This is a genomic window from Neobacillus pocheonensis (genome assembly GCF_050477905.1).
GTDB classification, from domain to species: Bacteria; Bacillota; Bacilli; order Bacillales; family Cytobacillaceae; genus Neobacillus; species Neobacillus pocheonensis_A.
This window is the reverse complement of record NZ_JBCNAD010000038.1, coordinates 54,029-76,103: the sequence shown is the minus strand read 5'-3', so window position 1 is coordinate 76,103 and position 22,075 is coordinate 54,029. Positions and strand designations below refer to the sequence as shown.

Here is a 22,075-nt window from a genome sequence, read left to right as displayed (position 1 = left end):
TCTTCCACCCCTATTTTGTTATGATTTTCTAGACAATTCAGATACACTTTTCATATATTGTTGAAAAGGGAACATAGCCGTTTTCACTTGTTTTGCAAAAAGGTTTGCAAATATTTTTTGATTTTCATAGACGACATTCGTTGTCTTCTTTACACTATCCACATATTTCTCTCTGCCTTTTTTCCTAAAAGAAATATATTGTTCAAGCGTTTCTAAGTACTTTTCAATTGCCTGGCCATTCTTCAATGAACGAAATGGAGTTAACAATAGGGACGTGGTTTTAGTTTGAATATCATCCACAACCTGATTGATTTCTTCATACGATTTAATAGGGAAAAATTGCTGGAGAGACGTTGTTGTCACAAGAAGTTCTTCCCGTGCGCCTTTTTCCCATTCCTTTAGCTCTTTGTTAAATTGCTCTGAGATTGCTTTAATATTTTCCTGATTGCGTCTGAGTCTTTCCACATAGTTTTTAGCCTCTGCAAGGAAAAGTTCATCGCGCTTGTTATATCTTTCAGCCCATGAATCTAATTCATCAAATCCAACCCTCCATAATAAGTCGAAACTTGATAGCTGCTCCTCAGGTTGGATTTCTGCTTCTTGATTTTCAACCATTGTTTCAAGGTCTGTTTCTTTTTTCTTCGCCATCGATATTCTCCTCCAATTCGAAATCTGTATGAAAAAGCTGCTTTAATTCAAACAGCTCTTCCTCTAACCTTTTTATTTTATTATCTTGTATTTCTTTTACTTCTTCTTCTAAAATAACAAGCAAATCTTCAAATGCCTTCTTCACTCTTTTTACATTGAAACAATTCTCTTGCATTCTTTTTGTTATTATATAGAATTTCTCATCAAGAAAATCCAGCTTTTCCTCACAATCTACCATTCTGATGGAAAGAGCAGCTATTTCATCTTTATTCGGAAGGTCTTTACGATTTAACCACTTAGTTGTTAACCTTCTGTGAACCTTTAATTGGCTAAGATGGGCATCCATTCCCTTGCCAAAGGCACGAGTAAAGAATCGGCTATTAGTACGGTCATGGATACTTTTATTGATTTCATCTTCAAGTTTTTTATAATCAAATATTGAATCTTGTTGTTTAGAATCCATCAAAGCCCCTCTTAACTAACCGGTCGGTATGTTTCTCTTATCATAGTAAATTCAAGCTCTTAAGTCAATTTGAAATTTAAGAAAATAATGAAAAATATTTAACTATTTTTCTATGAAGATACTTATTAATTTTATCCATTGATTAGAAATAGTTTATAGAACTGATGCACTTGATCCGCCATCTACAGCTAGAACATGACCAAATACATAATCAGATGCACTAGAAGCTAGGAAAAGTGCAGGTCCTTTCATATCCGCGTCAGAGCCAAAGCGTCCAGCAGGAGTACGCTCAAGGATTTTTTCTCCTGAATAGCCTAAAATGGCCTTTGTCATTTTGGTAGGGAAGAATCCCGGTGCAATCGCATTCACATGAACATTATAAGGTGCTAATTTTACTGCTAGTTCTTGGGTTAACGTAATAACCGCTCCCTTGCTTACTGAATAGCCAATCGCATCCATTACTAATGGATTTTGACCACCCATTCCTGCAATTGAGGCAATATTAATGATTTTTCCAGAGCGCTGTTCCTTCATAATTTTTCCTACAGCCTGAGAAAATAAGAAGACAGCTTTAAGGTTGATATCCATAACTTTATCCCATTTATCAGCTGGCATCTCTAATGCCGGTGCACCCCAACTTGTCCCGCTATTATTGACTAAAATATCAATTCGACCAAATTCTTTTAACGTTTCGTCCACAACGTGCTGGATTTCCTCCGGATTGGAAACATCACATTTAATGGCAAGGGAACGAACGCCTTTTTCTTTTAGGGCATCACTTAACTCCTGGCATGCGTCAATATCTCTTGAGCAGACGACCACATTTGCTCCTGCCTCTGCATATACCTCAGCAATTTGTTGACCCAAGCCTCTGCCGCCGCCAGTAACTATAGCTGTTTTCCCTTTTAAACTAAATAAATCTTGTAAACTCATCCTTATCCCTCCTGTATTCTATTAAGCTTTTATTTTTAATTTCTCTTGATCTCTTAAAACTCTTCTCAGTAATTTTCCGACTGAGGATTTTGGAAGTTCTTCTAGTATTTCTACATCTTTAGGTGCCTTGTATGGAGCAAGGTTTTCCTTACCGAACTGCTTAATTTCCTCTTCAGTAATAACGGCCCCTGCTTTTAACTTCACATAGGCTTTTACAGTTTCACCGCGATATGGATCTGGAACCCCAACGACCAATGCCTCTTCGACTGCATCTAACTGGTAAAGCACTTCCTCAATTTCAGTAGGATATACATTGTAACCGCTCGCAATTATCATATCCTTTTTGCGATCAACAATGTAAAAATAGCCATCTTCATCCATTTTGGCGATATCACCAGTAAACAGCCAGTCATCCTTTAATACTTCGGTGGTATCATCCGGACGGTTCCAGTATCCCTTCATAACCTGCGGACCTTTAATAATTAATTCACCTGCTTCACCAACTGGTGCATCAACAAATCCATCATCGGTTGTCTGAACAATCCTAACTGTTGTACTTTGAACCGGAATCCCGACACTTCCATATTTCCTTTGGACAAAAGGCGGACTAAAAATGGCTGTTGGAGCCGACTCAGATAATCCATATCCGTCAAGCAGTTTTACACCTGTTCTTTTTTCAAACAATTTTGCTGCCTCGATTGGCAACGGTGCTCCGCCGCAACTAATATAGTACATCTGGTCAAAGCCGCAATCTTCCAATCCTTCTTGACTATTCAGGGCAAAAAACATAGTCGGTACACCAGACATTTGGAATGGTTTTTCACGTTTAACCGTTTCCATTATTTCTTTTGGATCAAATCGAGGCAATACTATTTGATTGGCGCCTTCTCGGATTCCGCAAAGGGCAACACTAGAGAGCCCGTAAACATGGAACATCGGAAGGACTGTAATCATTTTAAAGTCTTCAGGTTTATTATCACATGTTTTATAGGCAAAATCACATACTTGATTAAAGTTTGCTAAAAGGTTCTTATGGGTCAGCATAACACCTTTGGATGGCCCTGTCGTTCCTCCAGTATATTGAAGGAGGGCTACATCTTCATGTCCATTAATGTCTACTTCAGGAATATGTACCTCATCATGGAGGAATTCATCTAAATAATGATCTCCGTCTGTAAGGGCAATCCTCTCTCCTCCGAAGCCTACAACGAGAACCCTTTCTACCGATGTATTAGGCTGTACTTTTTTTACTTTTTGATAGAAAGCATCGAGTACAACTATATATTTTGAGCCTGAATCATTTAAAACATGTTCTATTTCTCTTTCGACATACATTGGGTTAACTTGGACAGCAATCCCACCCATGCGAAATGTCGCAAATAAGGTGAATATATATTGAGGGCAATTTGGAAGCATTATCGCTAAACGATCACTTTTTTTAAATCCCTCTTTATGTAAGGCAGTGGCCAAACGATCCGTAAATTCTTTTGTTTCGTTAAATGTCCAAACTTTACCAAAGAATGTGAAAGCAGGTTTGTCATTATAACGGGTTACTGCACCTTGTAGGAATTCGTAAAGGGAATTATGCTCAATTTGAACATGCTCATCAATTCTTGAATCATAGACTTTTAACCACGGCTTTTGCAGATAAACCATAAAACACGATGCCTCCTCATGATTTTGTTATATCAACTTCCATACTATTTAAAAATTGCTGTCTATCCTAAGAGGTTTCTACCATTAAAATAATAAGAATATTAATATAATTATAATTATTGTAGAAAAATATAGATTTGTAAACCTATCATTATCGACATTTTTCTGCAAGAGACTAGAGCAGATGAGAAGGAAATCCTAAAAATTCCTTGTTTCCGCAATTTTATGTCATCCCTTTCAAATAAAAAATTTGAAGATTGTGCCGAAAATTGTCGGAAAATCTTTCGTTGCTCCGACACAAAATGTTTATTATTTTACAAATTTACCCGAAAATCAACCCTACCAAAAAACAATCACTCATGACTTTTTCTTTAAAATGATATTCTTCTATAATGATTTCTTTTAGGTTTTAATTCCGCGCCAATTTTGTTCTGTGCTAATCCCATTTATCATATAATTTACCGTAATCTTACAAACGAGGAGTTGAATAATATGCCAATTACCAATGCAAATGGGATTGATCTTTATTATGAGGTGCACGGAGAAGGTGAACCATTACTATTAATTATGGGGTTGTCTCTTAATTCAAAATCCTGGTTCAGAACTCTGCCTGCTTTAAGTGAGCAATACAAAGTTATTATTTTCGATAATCGGGGCGTAGGTCACAGCGGGAAACCGAATACCCCATATTCCATTGAACTTATGGCAGAAGATACAAGAGCTGTTTTGGATGGTGCGGGGGTTGAATCTGCCCATGTTTATGGCATTTCGATGGGAGGTATGATTGCTCAACGATTTGCCATTAAATATCCAGAAAAGGTACGCTCTCTCATCCTTGGCTGTACAACCTCTGGAGGTGTCAATCATGTACAGCCTAGTGCGGATGTCTCGATGCTAATGTTATCAAGAGCTTCTTCAACTGCTACTCCTGAGGAAATGGCCTGGGCAACGGCTCCGATTCTATACAGTCAATCGTTTATCGAAAATCAGCGGGAACTCATTGCTGAGGATATCCAGCGAAGAATAGAACTTCCTATTCTTCCATACGCTTATATGCTCCAACTGCAAGCTTGCCTAGCGCATGACACGTACAATGAGATTGAACAAATTAAAGCCTCTACACTCGTCATACATGGTGATGAGGATAGGTTAGTTCCTTATGATAACGGAGTAACATTAGCAGAGAAAATTCCAAATGCCGAATTTCTAACCATCAAAGGTGCTGGGCACATTTATGTGACGGAAGAAAATGATTTTGTAAATAATAGAGTAATAGAGTTCCTAAAAAAACAATAAAAATGTAAAATGCCCGATCCAAAATTGGTCGGGTATTTTACGTTTATAACTTGATGATAGCTTTTAAGCTTTTACTTTAGTAAGTTCTTCATCACGAAGCACTCTTCTTAACAATTTACCAACAGATGATTTTGGAAGCTCTTTAAGGATTTCTACTTCTTTTGGTGCCTTATATGGTGCAAGATTATCCTTTGCAAACTGCAGAATAGTATCCACTGAAAGTTCAAATCCATCTTTCATCTTAATAAATGCCTTCACAGTTTCCCCGCGATAGGAATCCGGTACACCGATAACAATTGCTTCTTCCACACCCTCTAGTTTATACAATACCTCCTCTACTTCACGAGGATAAACATTGTATCCGCTTGCAATTATCATATCTTTTTTCCTATCAAGAATATAAAAATAACCATCTTCATCCATCCTGGCAATATCTCCGGTAAATAGCCAGCCGTCCTTCAATACCTCTTCTGTATCTTTTGGACGGTTCCAGTATCCTTTCATAACCTGTGGACCCTTAACAATTAATTCTCCAGATTCTCCGACAGGAACATCCTCAAATTTGCCTTCTAGCGTTTCACGAACAATTCTAACCACTGTACTCTGAACCGGTATTCCAATGCTGCCATATTTTCTAGGGACAAAAGGAGGATTAAAGATAAGTGTCGGCGCTGCTTCGGAGAGTCCATATCCATCCCGAAGAATAGCACCCGTTATTTTCTCAAAGGCTTTTGCTGCTTCAACAGGTAATGGCGCCCCGCCGCTGCCAACGAAATACAAATCTTCGAAACTACACTCCTTTAATAATTCTGGTTGACTATTTAAAGCAAAATACATGGTTGGTACCCCTGCGAAGATGAAAGGTTTCTCGCACTTAACTGTCTCTAAAACTTCCTTCACATCGAAACGAGGTAAGATAATCTGATTCGCCCCTTCTCTTATCCCACATAATGCTACACTGGAGAGCCCATAAACATGAAACATTGGCAGAACGGTTATCATCTTAAAGGATTCTGGAATATTATCACAAGTATTATAAATAAAATCACAAACCTGATTAAAATTAGCTAATAGATTGAAGTGTGTAAGCATAACACCTTTAGGAACTCCAGTCGTACCACCAGTATATTGTAATACCGCGACATCTTCATGAGGGTCAATTTCCACTTCAGGAATTTGCATTTCACTTTGTAAGGCTACTTCAAAATAGTCATCGCTCTCAGCCAATTCCTTTCTTTTGCCACCAAAGCCTACAACTATAACCTTTTTTAATGATGTATCCGCTTGTACTTTTTTCACTTTAGGGTAGAAGGCATCGAGTGCAATCATATATTTGGCTCCGGAATCTTCTAATACAAAGCCTATTTCTCTTTCCACATACATTGGATTCACTTGGACAGCAATGCCGCCTAAGCGAAAAATAGAAAACAAAGAGAAAATATATTGTGGGCAGTTTGGCAGCATAATGGCTACCCTATCACCTTTTTTAAAGCCTTCCTTATGTAAAGTGGATGCGAGCCTGTCAACAATCATTTTTGTATCGTTGTAGCTAAAAACCTTATTGTAAAAAGTAAAGGCAGGTTTTTCACCAAACCGTGCAACAGCATTTTCTAAAAAATCGTAAAGTGACTCATACTTCACACTTACATGCTCATCAATTCTTGGATCATAAAGCTTCAACCATGGCTTTTCTTGATAGATCATTATACATCCTCCTCTTAAAATAAATTGCACAATTACTAATGGCTTCTCATACAATTTAAATTATTGTAAGGAATGAACTAATTGTAAACGTACGAATCTCGACATGTTTCTTCAAATCTCCATCGGATTATATGGACATGATGTTGGTTTTATAAAGTATTTCCTTGAAAATAGTCGAATGTTGGCGAGCAGTTACCCCTTGTTCACAAAACCTTAATACAATTTTATGAAATTTCTTTGAACAAAAAAGAATTGCCAGCTAAGTTGCCAGCAATTCTTTTTTTACGGTTTCAGGAACCAATATTTATTTTTGCAGCATATGAAAAACTTGTTCTACGTCCTTATCACCTCGGCCTGATAAGTTAACGATTAAAACGTCATGGGTTGACAATTCTTTTGCTAACTTAATAGCATAGGCAACCGCATGTGAGCTTTCAAGCGCCGGGATGATCCCTTCCGTCTTACTTAAAAGTTGAAAAGCATCCAACGCTTCCTGACCTGTTACAGTTACATATTCCGCTCTGCCGCTAGTTTTCAAGTAACTGTGCTCCGGCCCCACCCCAGGGTAATCCAAGCCTGCAGCAATGGAGTAGGTTGGTTTTGGTTCGCCATTTTCATCTAACAGCGTCAAACACTTGAATCCATGGATAACAGCAGGAATCCCTTCCGTTAAGGTTGGTGCCTCAGCAGGTTCAACGCCAATTAAGCGAACATTCTTCTCATCAATATAATGGGCAAACGCTCCAATCGCATTACTGCCACCACCTGCACAGGCAATAACTGCAGTCGGCAGTTTCCCTTCCTTTTCAAGCACTTGTCGTTTGGATTCCTCACTGATAATTGCCTGGAAGTGTTTAACTATTGTTGGATAAGGATGTGGCCCAACAGCCGATCCTAGTAAATAAAAGGTATTTTTATAGTTTTGCACCAAGTCACCGAGTGCTGCATCCACTGCATCCTTTAAACGACCTTGGCCATTGGCTACTGGGATTACTTTTGCCCCTAGTAATTCCATTCGGAAAACGTTCAACGCTTGACGTTCTGTATCAAGCTTGCCCATATAGATCACACATTCCATACCAAACATCGCACATGCTGTTGCTGTTGCAACACCATGTTGACCTGCGCCTGTTTCAGCAATAATTCGCTTGGCTCCCATTCGCTTTGCTAATAATATTTGACCAATAGCATTATTAATTTTATGGGCGCCTGTATGGTTTAAATCTTCCCTCTTGAGATATATTTTGGCACCGCCCAGCCGCTTCGTTAAATTTTCGGCATATGTTAACGGATTTTCCCTCCCTATGTATTCTTTAAGATAGTATTTAAATTCTTCTTGAAAATCAGGGTCATCCTTGTATTTTAAAAATTGCTCTTCTAGTACATTCATCACCTGTTGAAGATCCTCAGGAATAAAACTTCCGCCAAATTCTCCAAAATAACCTTTGCTCTCAACACTAACTTTCTCCATTTCCACTCATCTCCTTAAATCTATTATTTTGGCTCAATAACAGTATTATAAATATATTTAACTGAATATTCAAATATTTATTTTAAAAATAAAACCAGATTGGCATTCTAGCACCATTCTGGTTTTTCTTTACTATTATTTTTTGTCAGATAGCCAGGTTGCAACTGCGTCTGCATCATCACCTTTTAAAAGCCCCGCAGGCATACCGCCTGATTTACCATTTTGGATAATATCTAGAATTTCAGCCTTTGAATATTTCGATCCAATCTTATCTAGGTCTGGTGCACTTCCACTTTTTAAATCTGCGCCATGACAGGCTGCACAAGTCTGCTGGAAGGTCGCATCTGCATTAGCCGTGTTTGTTGCTGGAGCCTTTTCTTTGGTTTTTTCAGTAGTGGTGTCCTTATCTGTAGTATCCTTATCATTGCCACCGCCACATGCTGCTAGAAATCCGAGGAAAACAATACAAACTACACCATTAATGAGTTTCTTCATCGTTCTCACCTCCATTAAATTTAGATTTTGTTTTTTTTACCTGTAATATTCATTTCTTATTTGACTAACCGTATATTAATTTCTCGCGATTATCTGCTTGCGGAGGCTCCTTCATCCATCCGTTTTTTATCATAATTCTACAACAATAAAAAAGACTCAAAAAAGAGATTACACCTCTCCTTTTTGAGTCTTTAGTCATGATTGATCATCTTCCAAACCTGCTCATACACTTGTTTCAAAGGGATCTTATGAATTTTGGCAATTTGTTTACACTCTTCATACTCTGGAGCACTTTGTACGAGTTTGTCTTCATAATAGCCCTCCTTCACTGTAACAGGGCCCCACACGGTTTCCACGCTTTTAAACTTCCTTTCAAGCCGATGAACTGTTAAGGGATAATAGCGTACACCTAATGTAGTTGTTTCTTTAAATAATATTTCTTTCATTTTATCTATTTTTTGACGAGCTGAAAGAAGTTGAAGTAAAACTCCTGGTCGATTTTTTTTCATATAAATAGGTGTATAAAATACATCATTTGCCCCAGCTTCAAAAAGTAAATCCATGACATAGCCGAGCCATTCACCTGGCACATCATCAAGATTCACTTCCATCTTGATCATTTCGTCATCAATATGTTCATTGTTATGAGGATGAGAAACCACTTGTATACTCCTCCTATGAATTATTCTCCAATGATGACTCGAAGTACATTTGGACGGTCTTTAAAGGTTTTTGTTCCCGCACCATATCCAATTGATTTTACTTTTATGGATGGAATCGTGCAAAATTCTTCTACTAGAACTGCTACGATGGCTGCACCTGTTGGGGTTGTAAGTTCAAATCGTACATTACTTTGTTCAATCGGGACACCTTTTAATACTTCAAGTGTGGCTGGTGCCGGAACTGGATAAACACCGTGATCGATATGTATTCTTCCTGAGCCTACAGGAATGGCTGAAGATTGTATTTTCTTTATGTCTAATTGATGAATTAAGATTGCAGCTCCGACAATATCAATGATCGAATCGACTGCACCTACTTCATGAAAATGGACTTCTTCTAATGGCATACCATGAATATGCCCTTCTGCTTCTCCAATTTTCCGAAAGATTTTTAATGAAGTCTCTTTCACTTCAGCCGCTAAATCAGATGATTCAATCATTTTTACAATATCACTGTATGAACGGTGATGGTGAATATGATGATCATGCCCGTGGTGGTGGTCATGTTCATGATGGTGATGTTCATGCTCATGGTGGTGGTCATGCTCATGGTGGTGGTCATGCCCGTGATGATGATCGTGATGGTGGTCAGTATGTGCTAGCACTACATCAAACTTAGTGCTTGTGATTCCGTTTTTAACGATTTTCTTCCATGTCAATTGATATTCATCTTCAAAATGAAGCTTTTTTAATTCTTCTTCTAAAATTTTAGGATCAGCACCTGCATCTAAGAGAGCTCCAATGAACATATCACCGCTGATCCCTGAAAAACAATCGATATAAAGTGTTTTCATCCGTTGTTGGCTCCTTTTTTTGCTATATTATCAATCAGTACAGCATTGTACGCAGCACCAAACCCATTGTCGATATTCACAACACTTATACCAGATGCGCACGAATTCAACATTGTCAACAAAGCTGACAAACCATTGAAATTTGCACCATAACCTATACTTGTTGGAACTGCAATCACCGGATGGGATACGAGCCCGCCAACTACACTTGGCAGAGCTCCTTCCATTCCTGCTACTACCACTGATACAGTTGCCTGTTGTATTTGTTCAATATTATCAAACAAGCGATGAATTCCAGCGACACCTACATCATAAAAACGGCGTACTTCACTTCCTAACGCTTCAGCTGTTATTGCCGCTTCCTCTGCGACTTTCAGATCTGATGTACCAGCACACACAATGGCAATGTAGCCTTGATTTGGTTTCTCATTATTTTTGTTCTCTTTCCAGAAGAGAATCTGTGCTGTTTCATTATAGGTAAATTCAGGATGTTCCCGAAGGATAAAATCAGCTTTTTCTGTTGAAATTCGTGTAACTAAGACATCATTATCTTTTAATCTGATTGCTTCAATGATGGAAAGGATTTGTTCTTTCGTTTTCCCTTCCCCATATATCACTTCTGGGAATCCTTGACGATTCTTCCGATGATGATCGACTTTTGCAAACCCTAAATTCTCATATGTAGCTAACTTTTCTTTCGCCTCTGAAACACTTAAATTGCCTTTTTGGACTTGCTGCAATATCTCTTCTAACATTGTTTTCACTCACCTTAAACGATCTGTTCGATACGAATCCATTTCACCTATTATTTTCTTTGGTTGGTTCAAAAATACTTTCAACATTGACTATTAACTCTGTTTAAAAAATGGCTCTGTTAAACTAATCTGTTGATTTCCGCTTCAGGCGCGAGCGGTTCGCGGGCGTGCCGGGGAGTCTTCGCGCCTTCCGTTCCAATCAACGAACTTCGAAAATCAACAATGTTCTTTAACATTGCTAAAAAATATAAAAAAAATCCTAACATCTCTCTGATGTTAGAATTTTTTATGATCCGAGAGGGATTCGAACCCCCGACCCCATCCCTGTCAAGGATGTATTCTCCCACTGAACTATCGGATCGCTTATTAAGTACAAATTTAATTATATAAAATATTTATAGAATGTCAATATCTTTTTGGAAAATAATCACTTAGTAAAAAAAGAACGTTTGTTCTTATTTTGCATTGAATAAAGAACTAATGTTCGGTTATAATTATACTATTAAAGAAGAAAGGAGCGATTAATATGGAGGGACTTTTCGTACGTTCAATTGAAGAAAATATTCCATTAGAAATGATTTATCTTGCTGAAAATAAAGAATTGTCACAGCGAACATTAATCGTAAAGGAAGTGACTGAGGAATACATTCGCGCCTATTGTTTGCTGCGTAAACAAATACGGACCTTTAAACGCGAAAATATTTTATCCATCATGCCTGAAACTCGCCCTAAAAACCGCTTTCTTCACTAATTTCCACTTAGCTTAACTCCTTATTCCTACTTCACCCATGTTAACAGCATTTCCTCTCCAGATATGATAAAATTCAGTTGTATTATATCGATTTATTGGGGGTTTTGTCGCATGGAGTTTCCTAAAGGCACGATTAAAGAACTTACCTTTCAAAGCGAAGCGCTTGGGGAAGATATGCAGTTGCTTGTGTATCTGCCTGCTAACTTTTCACCGTTGTATAAATACTCGCTGCTAATCGCCCAGGATGGCCGGGATTATTTTCAGCTTGGCCGAATCGGCCGCTTGGCAGATGAGTATCTTTATGAAAGGGAAATTGAAAATTTAATAATTGTTGGGGTACCCTATAAAAATGTGGAGGATCGCCGTAGGAAATACCTTCCATCTGGTGAACAAAATCAACCATACATTCGCTTTCTTGCCCATGAATTAGTTCCTTTTCTAGATCAAGAATTCCCAACTTATCAAATGGGTTCCACAAGAGCACTTATTGGGGATTCATTAGGTGCAACGGTCTCGTTAATGACAGCGCTTCAATACCCGCATACATTCGGAAAAGTTCTTATGCAATCTCCATTTGTAGACCAAAAAGTGCTGGAGTTAGTTGCTGACTTTACCGAACCGCAGCTTTTAGAGATCTATCATGTCATTGGAAAGCAAGAAACAGAAGTAAAAATAACGGATGGAAAAACGGGTGACTTCTTAACACCCAACCGTCAACTTTCTAAGCTAATTAATGAAAAGCCTTTTACATACTTTTATGAAGAATTTAATGGGAACCACACCTGGACCTTCTGGCAGCCGGATTTAAGACGCGCACTCAAAATGTTATTTTAGACTCACTACTATCGACTCAAATAAATATCAACTAATTTTATATTATTTAATAAATTTAGAAAATTTGTTATAATATTAGGAAGACTTATTTGAATAATTATTTTTCTATAAAAACATTTTCTTACTACGGAGGTATACTTATGAAATTTGGCGTTGTTATTTTTCCGTCCAAAAAACTTCAGGATTTAGCTAATTCCTATCGCAAGCGCTATGACCCGCACTATGCCTTAATTACTCCACACCTTACGCTGAAGAATTCCTTTGAAGCAACGGAAGAAGAGGCAAAAGAATTTGCTGAAAATTTACGCGAAATCGCGAGAAGTACCAATGCATTCTCGTTAAAAACAGCTAAAATCAGCTCTTTTCAGCCTGTTAATAATGTTATTTATTTTAAAGTAGAGCCTACTGAAGAGTTATCCTCATTGCATGCTGCGGTTAATCAAGAATTCAGTGAACAAAACCTAGAATATGCTTTCGTCCCACATATTACGATTGGCCAAAAGTTGTCTAATGATGAGCATTCGGATGTGTTTGGTTCACTCCGCATGACTAAAATTAACCATGAAGAAACGGTTGATCGTTTCCATCTTCTTTATCAATTAGAAAATGGTTCTTGGACCGTTTATGAAACATTTCGTCTTGGAAAGGAATAATTGAAAGTGACTGTTAAAGTTGTCGAAAATCAAAAAGAACTAGAAGATGCTTATTCCATCAGAAAAATTGTCTTTGTGGAGGAGCAAAATGTCCCTCTAGAAGAGGAAATTGACCAATACGAAGATGAAGCAACCCATTTTGTCATGTACCAAAATGGATCACCTGTCGGGGCAGGCAGATTCCGTGTTGTCGATGGGTATGGTAAGGTTGAACGGATTTGCGTATCAAAAGAAGCCAGAAAAACGGGTGCAGGAAAAGCGATTATGAGGAAAATAGAGGACCACGCTAGTGAAAACGGGCTTCACAAATTAAAGCTAAATGCCCAAACACACGCCATTCCCTTTTACGCCGGTCTTGGTTATGATGTTGTCTCAGAGGAATTTTTGGATGCAGGAATTCCACACAAAACAATGATTAAAGAAATATAATTTGAAGAGCGCTTGCTGAAAAACAGCAAGTGCTTTTTGGTTGGCTCTGTTAAACGAAATTATTGTTTTTTTATACTCTGTTGATTGGAGTGTAAGGCGCTCGACTCCTCGAAAATGCTACCGCATTTCCTTCGTGCGTGGGCAGATTCGAGGAAGTAAAATCAATGTCCTGCGGGAGTACGGGGCAGGAGAGACCACAGGCGCAAAGCGCCGAGGAGGCTCCCCGGCCCGCGCGGCGCTTTGCGCCTGGAGCGGAAATCAACAGCCAAATTTAATAGAACCTTTTGGTTAATTAAACCTATCCCGCTTAGATACTTTTAGTTATGAGTAGGTTTTGATATGATAGAAAATGTGTTATTTTTCGAAATAGAGGGTTTATAAAATGAAAACAGCTATGTATCAAAAACAGATTATTAACCTTGATCATTTAAATCGTGATCAATACCAAAAGATTTTTATTGCAGGAAAAAACGGAGAATTGAAATGCCCGGTGTGCAATGAAAAGGTAAAACTATTTCTGGGAATCCAGGCATCACCTTATTTTTTTCATGCGCAAACACCTGAAAAACAATGCCCGGAACCCAGTCTTCCAATAATAAAAGAGCACTTTATCGAGCAAAACGGATTTAAGATACCGCAAGGCAGAACCATTACAGAAACCTCCACTTTCCAAGAACTTTTCAAACCCGCAAAAACTATTAAATTTGAAGTCCCTTTTAAAAAGACTGTGACCGGGAAAAACCAAGATTTTTCTCCCTATTTACATCGATTAGCAGAAAATGGGGTCTTCCTAGATGATAATCAGGCTGCAGCAGTTTTAGAAACAGAGGGGTCTTTATTAGTACTTGCCGGTGCAGGAAGTGGAAAAACGCGCGTGCTTACTGCTCGGACGGCCTATATGCTCGAAGTAAAACAAATTAATCCACGTTCGATGATGCTCGTTACATTTACATCAAAAGCAGCTGCAGAAATGAAAAACCGATTACTTTCCTATCCGCAAATGAAGCGTGAAAAAATTAATCAACTTGTCAGTGGCACCTTTCACAGTATTTTTTATCGCATCCTCATGTTTCATGATGCAGCAAATTGGTCATCTAACAATTTACTGAAAAAAGATTGGCAGCGTGAAAAAATCTTAAAGGAAGCTGGAAAAGAACTTGACTTATCTGAGAAAGAATTTGCTTATGATTTAGCGCTTCAGCAAATCGGCTTTTGGAAAAACTCGCTGCTGATGCCTAACGAAATAAAACCCGCATCTGAATGGGAGGAAAGTGCGGCATTATTATATAAACGATATGAAGAATTCAAACAAAAAGAGGGGCTATTTGATTTTGATGATATGCTTTTAGGCTGTTACCAACTCTTAAGATCTTCCGCTTCCCTTCTTGAACAGTATCAAGACCGCTTCCATTATTTTCTAATAGATGAGTTTCAGGATATCAATAAGGTTCAATATGAACTAATTCATTTATTATCCGGCAAGCATAAAAATGTTTGTGCCGTTGGTGACGATGACCAAGCCATATACTCTTTTCGAGGAAGTGATCCAAGTTACTTGTTGGACTTTGAAAAGGATTTTCCTTTCGCCAACCTAGTCACTCTAGATCAGAATTATCGTTCTACTCATGAAATTGTTACAGCAGCTAATCATATGATTGCTGCTAATAAGTTCAGAAGAGCGAAAAAAATGAAAGCACAATTTTCATCAGGAGCCCTCCCGATGATGTTTTTCCCATATGATGAAGAAGAAGAAGCAACAATGATTGTTACAGATATTCAAGAATGCATCTCAAAAGGGGCGAACCCTTCTGATTTCGCCATTCTTTTCAGAACCAATGCTGCCTCGAGAGCTGTGTTTGAACGATTAGCAGGCTCCAATCTTCCTTTTAAAATCGATTTAGATGCTGAAGCTTTTTACGATCGATACATTGTCAGAAGCGTCCTCTCCTTTCTTAAGGTTAGTTTGAACGAGGAAGATCCTCATGCACTTTCAGATATTTTACCGTTATTATTTTTAAAACAGACGGCTATAAAAGAGATCAAGGCAATCAGTATTTTACAGGACTGTACTTTTCTAGAGGCACTATCACACCTAAAAACAGCCCATGCTTTTCAAGAAAAAAAATTGAAGCAGGCTGTTAACATCATACGTGGCCTAAAACATTTGAATCCTCAAGTAGCCATAGGAAAAATTGAAAAAGAAATTGGTTTTCTTGATTTTCTCAAAAAACGCGGTAATGAAGCGAGCATGTTGGAAAAAGGCTCCGATGACCTAAAGGATTTGAAAGTGGCAGCAAAAAGTTTTGACTCCATTGAGGCATTGCTGGCACATGCTGAACATATGTCTGCCATGAATAAGGAAATTAAAAATTTAAGTAAGCATTTTACCGAGGCCATTACACTAAGTACCATACACCGGTCAAAGGGCCTTGAATATAACACCGTTTATATCATTGGTGGGATCGATGGCAGCTTGCCACATGATTTTGCTTTGGATGCTTATCGAAATGGTGACTTATCTGCACTAGAAGAAGAGCGGAGATTATTTTATGTTGCGATGACTCGTGCCTGTGAACAGTTACTAATTTCAGTTCCTGATAATAGACGCGGAAAAAAAGCAAACCGTTCTAGATTTCTCGCACCACTCTTGAAAAAGAAGAAGACCCATTCCTAAGATTAGGAATGAGGTCATTTTTTATTTTTTATTAATCATATTTGAAATAGTGTTGAAATCAAGTTGTTTACCGTCTTTAATAATTGATTTTACAATTTGATCTTCTAGGTCCTGACTCACTTTTTTACCTGCAATCTTAGAAACTCTTTTAATCACATTACGGACTGTTTGTTCATCTTTAAAATTTGCATGCTGTAAGGAGTTTGCTAATTCAAAGATTTCTTTCATATTTACGCCCGTTTTCTTTTCTATGTTTTTAAAGAAACCATTATCCATGTTCAAAATTCACACTCCTTCATAAACTACTTTATTGTATGAAGGCGGAGTGATTTTGTGAATCAAAGGAAAAGAAAGGGCTGGCCAAATATATGGCCAACCCCTTCCATCGCTGTCAAGCTCTCAAATTGATTAATAAAAGCTTGCACCAACAATGATTAACAGAATAAATAATACGACGATTAATACAAAAGTTGAACCATAGCCGCCGTAACCATAACCGTAGCCGCCACATCCATAGAACATAGATAGTCACCTCACCTTATTAGTTTCATTAATAACATATGAAAGTACTTAAAAAAATGTATAGGCGCGACTTACTTGGCTAAAAAAATGTGTTTTTTTCACCCTTTGGGTTTGAAAATGAGTGCTCCAATAAAACCAAAAATAATGGCGGCGGAAACTCCTGAACTTGTCACCTGAAACATACCAGTTAACACCCCAATAATTCCGTGTGCCTTGGCATCCTGCAATGCTCCATGAACTAGGGCATTTCCGAAACTTGTGATGGGAATGGTTGCACCTGCACCAGCAAAATCCACGAGTGGTTCATATAGGCCGAACCCATCTAAAACAGCACCCGCAACAACGAGCAGGCTTAATGTATGCCCTGGAGTCAGCTTAGCAACGTCAAAAAGAAGCTGCCCTATCACACATATTAATCCACCGACCACAAATGCCCAAAAAAACATCGCGAGCATAAACTCACCCCTTATATCCATTCATTTCAATGGCGACAGCATGCGCAATACATGGAATTGATTCGTTTTGTTGAAAGCTGAGAGGGGATAACAGTGCACCTGTTGCCACAACCAAAATCCGATTATAGGTACCCTTTTTCATTTCATTTAGTAAATGTCCGTACAATACAGTAGCAGAGCAGCCTGCCCCGCTTCCCCCAGATTGAACGGGCTGGTCATCCTTATACATTAATAATCCGCAATCCTGAAATTGTTTTCGTTCCATTTTTAGACCACTTTTGTTTAATAATTCAAAAGCTGTATCATGACCAACTCTACCTAAATCACCAGTAACGATTAGATCATAGTGGGATGGATCTAATTGTAGGTCGCGAAAATGGGCCATTATCGTATCGGCTGCAGCGGGTGCCATAGCCCCGCCCATATTAAATGGGTCCGTTAACCCCATATCTATAACCTTACCAATCGTCGCTGATGTAGTTACAGGCTCAACCCGTTCTGAATCGTTTGGCTGTACAAGCGCAACCCCGGCACCTGTGATTGTCCATTGTGCGGTTGGCGGCTTTTGACCCCCATACTCTGTCGGATAGCGAAATTGTCTTTCGACCGCTGCATTATGGCTTGATGCACCAGTTAATACATTTTTTGCACCCTGATAATTAACAACAAACGATGCTAAAGCCAATCCTTCCATCGAAGTGGAGCATGCTCCAAATAGCCCGAAATATGGGATCTGCATCGTTCTAGCCGCAAAGCTCGTAGGGGTAATTTGATTAATTAAATCTCCTGCAAATAAAAATTGGATTTGTTCCTTTTGGAGTTTTGCTTTCTCTAAAGTGATTTTAATGGCCTCTTCAAGTAGTAGCCTGTGGGCTTTCTCGTAGGATTCTTTTCCCATCCACAAATCTTCATATAAGAGATCAAAATCATTCGCCAATTTTCCATTCGCTTCGAAAGGGCCACCCGTTACACCTCTTGCTGAAATCATTGGCCGGTTTTCAAACACCCATGATTGATGCCCTTTTAACAATTACAAAACCCCCCAAATAACAAGTAACGTTTTTACAAGTGCTACCACAAACGCTGAGAATACACCAAAAAGAATGACTGAGCCCGCAAGCTTAAACATATTGCCGCCAACACCAAGAACAAGTCCTTCTGTTCGGTGCTCGATACAAGCAGAAATAACAGCATTCCCAAAACCGGTTACTGGAACTGCACTGCCAGCACCCGCAAATTGTCCAATTCGGTCATAAATTCCAAAACCGGTTAAAAGCATCGATAAAAAGACCATTGTTGCTACAGTCGGATTTCCAACACTTTGTTCCGTAAAATTGAAGAAATATATGTAAAAATAACTGATAGCCTGGCCTACGACACAAATGATACCGCCTACAAAAAATGCTTTTACACAATTCTTTAGAACAGGGCGTTTAATCTCATGCTTTTGCTGAAGTTGTTGGTAATTTCTCTGCTGGGGCGTCATATTTTTTTGCTTATTCGACATCTTTATTCACCCTTTCTCACTTCAATTCTTCTGTCATTTTGACGATTTCCTTAAACCGATTTTCTGCATCCTTATGAGTAAATTTCTTGGATTTCATTCGTTCATCCAGACGTACTGCTTCCAAAAATATTTTATAGTCACTTGAAACAGTAAAATTCTCTTTCGGATATTTTTTTTCTAGCATTTTATTTACATTCTTTTCAATTTGCTTCATTCGGAACCGATGTAAATGCTTAACCTTGTAAACAACGAGTGTATCTTTTTTCCCTTTTATGACAGCGACATCATATAATTCCGGCATTTCGCTAACATCTTTTTTAATTTCTTCTACTCCGTCACTATTCTTTTTTTTATCTGTAATGACTGGATTAGGATTCGTCGTTTTCAAAAGGGCCAATTTGCTGTCTTTCGCTTGATGATTTTGACTGCAGGAGGAAAGTATTGCAAGAAATACTATGACGATCAATCGAAGAATAATGTGCATATGATTTCCTTCCCTTGATTGAGTTTTTTTGACATTCTGCTACCATGTAGTTTTTTCGACATTCTGTGAAATTATTACTCGATAAGACTAAATTTTTACTACCATCTAATTTTAAAGAAAATTAAAAACTGCTAGACATAACTAGCAGTTTCCACGAGATTACTTTGATGTTTTTTTACCACAGCCGCATCCTTGTGACTTAATTGCCTTTGATGGTTGATAGCCTTGATCAGATTTCGAACTCTTTTTCTTTTTATTTTCGTTATTTGTGCCATTCTTGTCGCTCATTTAACCTCTCCCTCCATATACAAAACAATTGCTACTAGATAGAATATGAGGAATAAGGAAGTCTTGTCTCCACGAAAAACATTATTTTTCAATAAAATAATGTACAATTGTTTCAATCATCGAGGCAAGGCCAGCAATGGCTAAGATAAGAATAATCGGTGCTGAATACCTAGGTATCAGTAAAAAAAATGCTACTACTAAAGCAGAAGCCCAAATTCCCGTACACCAATAACAGCTCAAAAGCTCGCCAAAAAACTTTTTTACTCCTCTTTTCTTTGGCAGGTAATAAACCTCTATTTCACCAGAATCGTTTTCTTCTTCTATTTCATCAAAAAACGGGGCACGGATAAATACAGTTATTTTATCAAAAACAAGTAACCTTGTAAGCCTAAAGCTGGCCAAGGATAAAATGAGTAAGTTAATGATACTTATATCCATATTACATCTATCCCTTCCTTTTATTCGCCTAATTTTTCTATTCAAGGCGTTTGTCCGTTACCCAAAAAGGCTCTGTAAAATATGTTAGTAGTGTAAGAAATATAACAATGTTTAAGGAGGAAAAATAAATGGGTTGTGGATGTCATGATCATGATGATCGTCACGGAAACTGCGTTTGTCAAGTAGTTCGTGCGATAAAAGATATTCAAGATAATGCAGTAGAAGAAGCGGAATGTGCGGAGTGTACCAGTTGTTTTAATGAACCACTTGGTTCATTAGTTTCACCAACTAGAAGAGATCCGGTTGATACTCGTGTTTTTGTATTAAGTACAGCGGATGGATCTCCATTCCATGCTTTCTTTAGCGGCGAAGGCAACGCTTGTGTATCAATCTTCTTCCGTGTGGAAGATGTATTTGATAACTGTTGTGCAACACTTCGGGTATTAGTACCTGGCCGAAGAGAAGGCGGCAACTTTGTTCCAGTCAATCTAGTTTCTAGCGGAGACAGATGCTGTGTTGACCTTACTAGAGTTTGCCAGGTTGAACGTTTCCGTGCTAGTAACGACTGTGTCACTGTTGATTTAAAATGTTTCTGTGCTGTTCAATGTATTGCGGACGTTGACCTAGGAATTTGTAACGCTTAAGTAAATGAGCCAGTCGGGAATCGGCTGGCTTTTTATAATTCTTTCTTATCGTTTAATCCCTATCATAACGACATTTTTTATGTCTTCGAAAGCTACGGTTTTTATTGATTGATTCGGTAATTGGATGGTCACCTGGTTGTCAGCATATTCCTTAAGGTAACCTTGATAGCTTTTATCGACTGTATATAGTACGCATGGCGCAGGTGGGAGAACCTTCGGAAAGTTTATTAAATATTCTAACCGCTCCTTTATATCCATTTCCTTAAAAGGTTTCACTCTAGAAAAAGAAGGTTGTTTATTTTCTTGATGCGAAGCAACTTCTGTTTTGGGAATATCTTTTTGAATGGGTTGATGAATTGCATCCTTTTTCGCTTTCATTTTTGGTTCTTCTTTAGGGATTTCTTCCTTTGGCAGCTCCTTTTCTTGCCGGTTTGTATAAATTTCCTGCATGTTATTGTTCAATGGAGTCTTGGAGTTTGACTGATTAATAAAGAGCAGCGGTTCTTGACTCCTTTTTTTTGACATACTAAAGCACCTCCATTACATATTCCTTCACTTTATATGTATGCGATTTGCCTATCCTCGTTCATATTGTTTTTTACAAATAAAAAGCCCGCTTGGACAGCGGGCTTACTAAATTAAAGAATATGAAATCCAGAATCGACGTGAATGTTTTCGCCTGTGATTCCGCGAGAGAGTTCACTGAAAAGGAATACAGCGGTGTCACCCACTTCTTCAGGTGTTGTCGTTCTTCGTAATGGTGCCTTTTCTTCAATTTCTTTTAAAATGGTATTAAAGTCACTTACACCTTTAGCTGACAAGGTGCGAATTGGTCCAGCAGAGATAGAGTTGACACGGATATTATCTTTACCTAGGTCGGCCGCTAAATAACGAACACTTGCGTCTAATGAGGCTTTGGCAACACCCATAACATTATAGTTTTGAATGGCGCGCTCTCCACCTAAGTAGGTTAGAGTTACAATACTGCCGCCTTCAGTCATTAAGCCGCGAGCTTCCTTCGCCACAGCTGTTAAGGAATAAGAGCTGATATTTTGAGCGAGCAAAAAGCCCTCTCTCGTTGTATTCATATATTCGCCTTGCAGTTCCTCTTTATTGGCAAAGGCGATGCAGTGCGCAACCCCGTGAATCGCTCCTACTTCTTCTTTAATTTCTGCAAAACACTTGGCAATTGCTTCATCACTTGTTACATCACATGGAAGCACAATCGTGCCTTCTGCTTCTAAAGAACCTGCTAAATCACGAACGCTGCTCTCGAGCCTCTCACCTGCGTACGTAAACACTAACCGTGCCCCAGCATTATGAAGTGAACGTGCAATTCCCCATGCGATACTACGTTTATTGGCAACACCCATTACTACATATGTTTTACCAGCTAATGAAAGATTCATCTTGAAAAATTCCTCCCACAATAAATACGTGTTATTAGTACTTGGTACTA

27 protein-coding genes and 1 tRNA gene are annotated in these 22,075 nt (G+C 38.4%); 7 read left to right on the top strand and 21 right to left on the bottom strand.

From position 1 onward, the window contains the following. Positions 1-18: 18 nt before the first annotated feature. The 4 genes from ABES02_RS20630 to ABES02_RS20615 all read right to left on the bottom strand — a co-directional run bounded on the left by ABES02_RS20630 (position 19) and on the right by ABES02_RS20615 (position 3,700). Complete coding sequence (locus ABES02_RS20630) at positions 19-648, bottom strand: hypothetical protein (protein ID WP_430139155.1); 630 nt, start codon at positions 646-648, stop codon at positions 19-21. Then, the gene (locus tag ABES02_RS20625; RefSeq protein ID WP_430139153.1) at positions 620-1,111 is read right to left on the bottom strand and encodes a hypothetical protein; all 492 of its coding nucleotides are present in this window, start codon (positions 1,109-1,111) and stop codon (positions 620-622) included. The genes ABES02_RS20630 and ABES02_RS20625 overlap by 29 nt, the downstream gene beginning before the upstream one ends. A 153-nt stretch (positions 1,112-1,264) precedes the next feature. After that, positions 1,265-2,044, bottom strand: coding sequence for an SDR family oxidoreductase (locus ABES02_RS20620; protein WP_430139151.1), 780 nt, complete (start codon positions 2,042-2,044; stop codon positions 1,265-1,267). A gap of 21 nt (positions 2,045-2,065) precedes the next feature. Continuing rightward, on the bottom strand, positions 2,066-3,700 hold the full coding sequence (locus tag ABES02_RS20615; RefSeq protein WP_430139149.1) for a long-chain-fatty-acid--CoA ligase: 1,635 nt from the start codon (positions 3,698-3,700) through the stop codon (positions 2,066-2,068). Between the two features lie 492 nt (positions 3,701-4,192). On the opposite strand from ABES02_RS20615, the gene ABES02_RS20610 reads away from it, so the two are divergent. Then, entirely contained in the window at positions 4,193-4,996 is an 804-nt protein-coding gene (locus ABES02_RS20610; protein ID WP_430139147.1) for an alpha/beta fold hydrolase, read from the top strand. Positions 4,997-5,059: 63 nt separating this feature from the next. Here ABES02_RS20610 and ABES02_RS20605 read toward each other — a convergent pair whose 3' ends face one another. From ABES02_RS20605 to ABES02_RS20575, 7 genes are all read right to left on the bottom strand, one after another. Further along, positions 5,060-6,700 (bottom strand): long-chain-fatty-acid--CoA ligase, encoded by a 1,641-nt coding sequence (locus ABES02_RS20605; RefSeq protein WP_430139145.1) that lies wholly within the window; start codon positions 6,698-6,700, stop codon positions 5,060-5,062. Between the two features lie 304 nt (positions 6,701-7,004). Next, complete coding sequence (gene trpB, locus ABES02_RS20600; RefSeq protein ID WP_430139143.1) at positions 7,005-8,171, bottom strand: tryptophan synthase subunit beta; 1,167 nt, start codon at positions 8,169-8,171, stop codon at positions 7,005-7,007. A 135-nt stretch (positions 8,172-8,306) separates the two neighbouring features. Next, positions 8,307-8,666, bottom strand: a complete 360-nt coding sequence (gene cccB, locus ABES02_RS20595) for a cytochrome c551 (RefSeq protein WP_430139141.1) — start codon at positions 8,664-8,666, stop codon at positions 8,307-8,309. Between the two features lie 191 nt (positions 8,667-8,857). Then, positions 8,858-9,328: a nickel insertion protein gene (gene larC / locus ABES02_RS20590; protein ID WP_430139140.1), complete on the bottom strand. Its 471-nt coding sequence runs from the start codon at positions 9,326-9,328 to the stop codon at positions 8,858-8,860. 20 nt (positions 9,329-9,348) lie between these two features. Next, positions 9,349-10,182: a LarC family nickel insertion protein gene (locus tag ABES02_RS20585; RefSeq protein WP_430139138.1), complete on the bottom strand. Its 834-nt coding sequence runs from the start codon at positions 10,180-10,182 to the stop codon at positions 9,349-9,351. Further along, positions 10,179-10,937 carry a nickel pincer cofactor biosynthesis protein LarB gene (larB, locus tag ABES02_RS20580; protein ID WP_430139137.1) on the bottom strand — a complete coding sequence of 253 codons (759 nt, stop codon included), beginning with the start codon at positions 10,935-10,937 and terminating at the stop codon, positions 10,179-10,181. The genes ABES02_RS20585 and larB overlap by 4 nt, the downstream gene beginning before the upstream one ends. Positions 10,938-11,226: 289 nt before the next feature. Then, positions 11,227-11,298, bottom strand: a tRNA-Val gene (locus tag ABES02_RS20575). 165 nt (positions 11,299-11,463) lie between these two features. On the opposite strand from ABES02_RS20575, the gene ABES02_RS20570 reads away from it, so the two are divergent. From ABES02_RS20570 to ABES02_RS20550, 5 genes are all read left to right on the top strand, one after another. Continuing rightward, a complete protein-coding gene (locus ABES02_RS20570; protein ID WP_430139135.1) occupies positions 11,464-11,688 on the top strand; it encodes a hypothetical protein in 225 nt (74 codons plus the stop codon). Between the two features lie 111 nt (positions 11,689-11,799). After that, positions 11,800-12,522, top strand: a complete 723-nt coding sequence (locus ABES02_RS20565) for an alpha/beta hydrolase (protein ID WP_430139134.1) — start codon at positions 11,800-11,802, stop codon at positions 12,520-12,522. A gap of 140 nt (positions 12,523-12,662) precedes the next feature. Next, positions 12,663-13,175, top strand: a complete 513-nt coding sequence (locus tag ABES02_RS20560) for a YjcG family protein (protein ID WP_430139132.1) — start codon at positions 12,663-12,665, stop codon at positions 13,173-13,175. 6 nt (positions 13,176-13,181) lie between these two features. Then, positions 13,182-13,604, top strand: a complete 423-nt coding sequence (locus tag ABES02_RS20555) for a GNAT family N-acetyltransferase (RefSeq protein ID WP_430139130.1) — start codon at positions 13,182-13,184, stop codon at positions 13,602-13,604. A 382-nt stretch (positions 13,605-13,986) separates the two neighbouring features. Further along, positions 13,987-16,278 carry a UvrD-helicase domain-containing protein gene (locus ABES02_RS20550; RefSeq protein ID WP_430139129.1) on the top strand — a complete coding sequence of 764 codons (2,292 nt, stop codon included), beginning with the start codon at positions 13,987-13,989 and terminating at the stop codon, positions 16,276-16,278. Between the two features lie 21 nt (positions 16,279-16,299). On the opposite strand, the gene ABES02_RS20545 is transcribed toward ABES02_RS20550, so the two are convergent. From ABES02_RS20545 to ABES02_RS20510, 8 genes are all read right to left on the bottom strand, one after another. Continuing rightward, the gene (locus tag ABES02_RS20545; RefSeq protein WP_430139296.1) at positions 16,300-16,554 is read right to left on the bottom strand and encodes a stage VI sporulation protein F; all 255 of its coding nucleotides are present in this window, start codon (positions 16,552-16,554) and stop codon (positions 16,300-16,302) included. 132 nt (positions 16,555-16,686) lie between these two features. Beyond that, complete coding sequence (locus ABES02_RS20540; RefSeq protein WP_430139127.1) at positions 16,687-16,800, bottom strand: YjcZ family sporulation protein; 114 nt, start codon at positions 16,798-16,800, stop codon at positions 16,687-16,689. A 98-nt stretch (positions 16,801-16,898) separates the two neighbouring features. Further along, on the bottom strand, positions 16,899-17,255 hold the full coding sequence (gene spoVAE, locus ABES02_RS20535; protein ID WP_430139125.1) for a stage V sporulation protein AE: 357 nt from the start codon (positions 17,253-17,255) through the stop codon (positions 16,899-16,901). Positions 17,256-17,259: 4 nt separating this feature from the next. Continuing rightward, positions 17,260-18,285: a stage V sporulation protein AD gene (gene spoVAD / locus ABES02_RS20530; protein WP_430139123.1), complete on the bottom strand. Its 1,026-nt coding sequence runs from the start codon at positions 18,283-18,285 to the stop codon at positions 17,260-17,262. Beyond that, positions 18,286-18,762 carry a stage V sporulation protein AC gene (gene spoVAC, locus ABES02_RS20525; protein WP_430139121.1) on the bottom strand — a complete coding sequence of 159 codons (477 nt, stop codon included), beginning with the start codon at positions 18,760-18,762 and terminating at the stop codon, positions 18,286-18,288. Positions 18,763-18,778: 16 nt separating this feature from the next. Continuing rightward, a complete protein-coding gene (locus ABES02_RS20520; protein ID WP_430139119.1) occupies positions 18,779-19,246 on the bottom strand; it encodes a YhcN/YlaJ family sporulation lipoprotein in 468 nt (155 codons plus the stop codon). A gap of 159 nt (positions 19,247-19,405) precedes the next feature. Continuing rightward, complete coding sequence (locus tag ABES02_RS20515; protein WP_430139117.1) at positions 19,406-19,534, bottom strand: hypothetical protein; 129 nt, start codon at positions 19,532-19,534, stop codon at positions 19,406-19,408. Between the two features lie 81 nt (positions 19,535-19,615). After that, a complete protein-coding gene (locus ABES02_RS20510; protein WP_430139116.1) occupies positions 19,616-19,972 on the bottom strand; it encodes a DUF1360 domain-containing protein in 357 nt (118 codons plus the stop codon). A gap of 128 nt (positions 19,973-20,100) precedes the next feature. Here ABES02_RS20510 and ABES02_RS20505 point away from each other — a divergent pair, with 128 nt between their 5' ends. Continuing rightward, the gene (locus ABES02_RS20505; RefSeq protein ID WP_430139115.1) at positions 20,101-20,616 is read left to right on the top strand and encodes a CotY/CotZ family spore coat protein; all 516 of its coding nucleotides are present in this window, start codon (positions 20,101-20,103) and stop codon (positions 20,614-20,616) included. A gap of 45 nt (positions 20,617-20,661) precedes the next feature. Here ABES02_RS20505 and ABES02_RS20500 read toward each other — a convergent pair whose 3' ends face one another. After that, entirely contained in the window at positions 20,662-21,141 is a 480-nt protein-coding gene (locus tag ABES02_RS20500) for a CotO family spore coat protein (RefSeq protein WP_430139113.1), read from the bottom strand. Positions 21,142-21,254: 113 nt separating this feature from the next. After that, positions 21,255-22,025: an enoyl-ACP reductase FabI gene (fabI, locus tag ABES02_RS20495; protein ID WP_430139111.1), complete on the bottom strand. Its 771-nt coding sequence runs from the start codon at positions 22,023-22,025 to the stop codon at positions 21,255-21,257. Positions 22,026-22,075 lie beyond the last annotated feature (50 nt).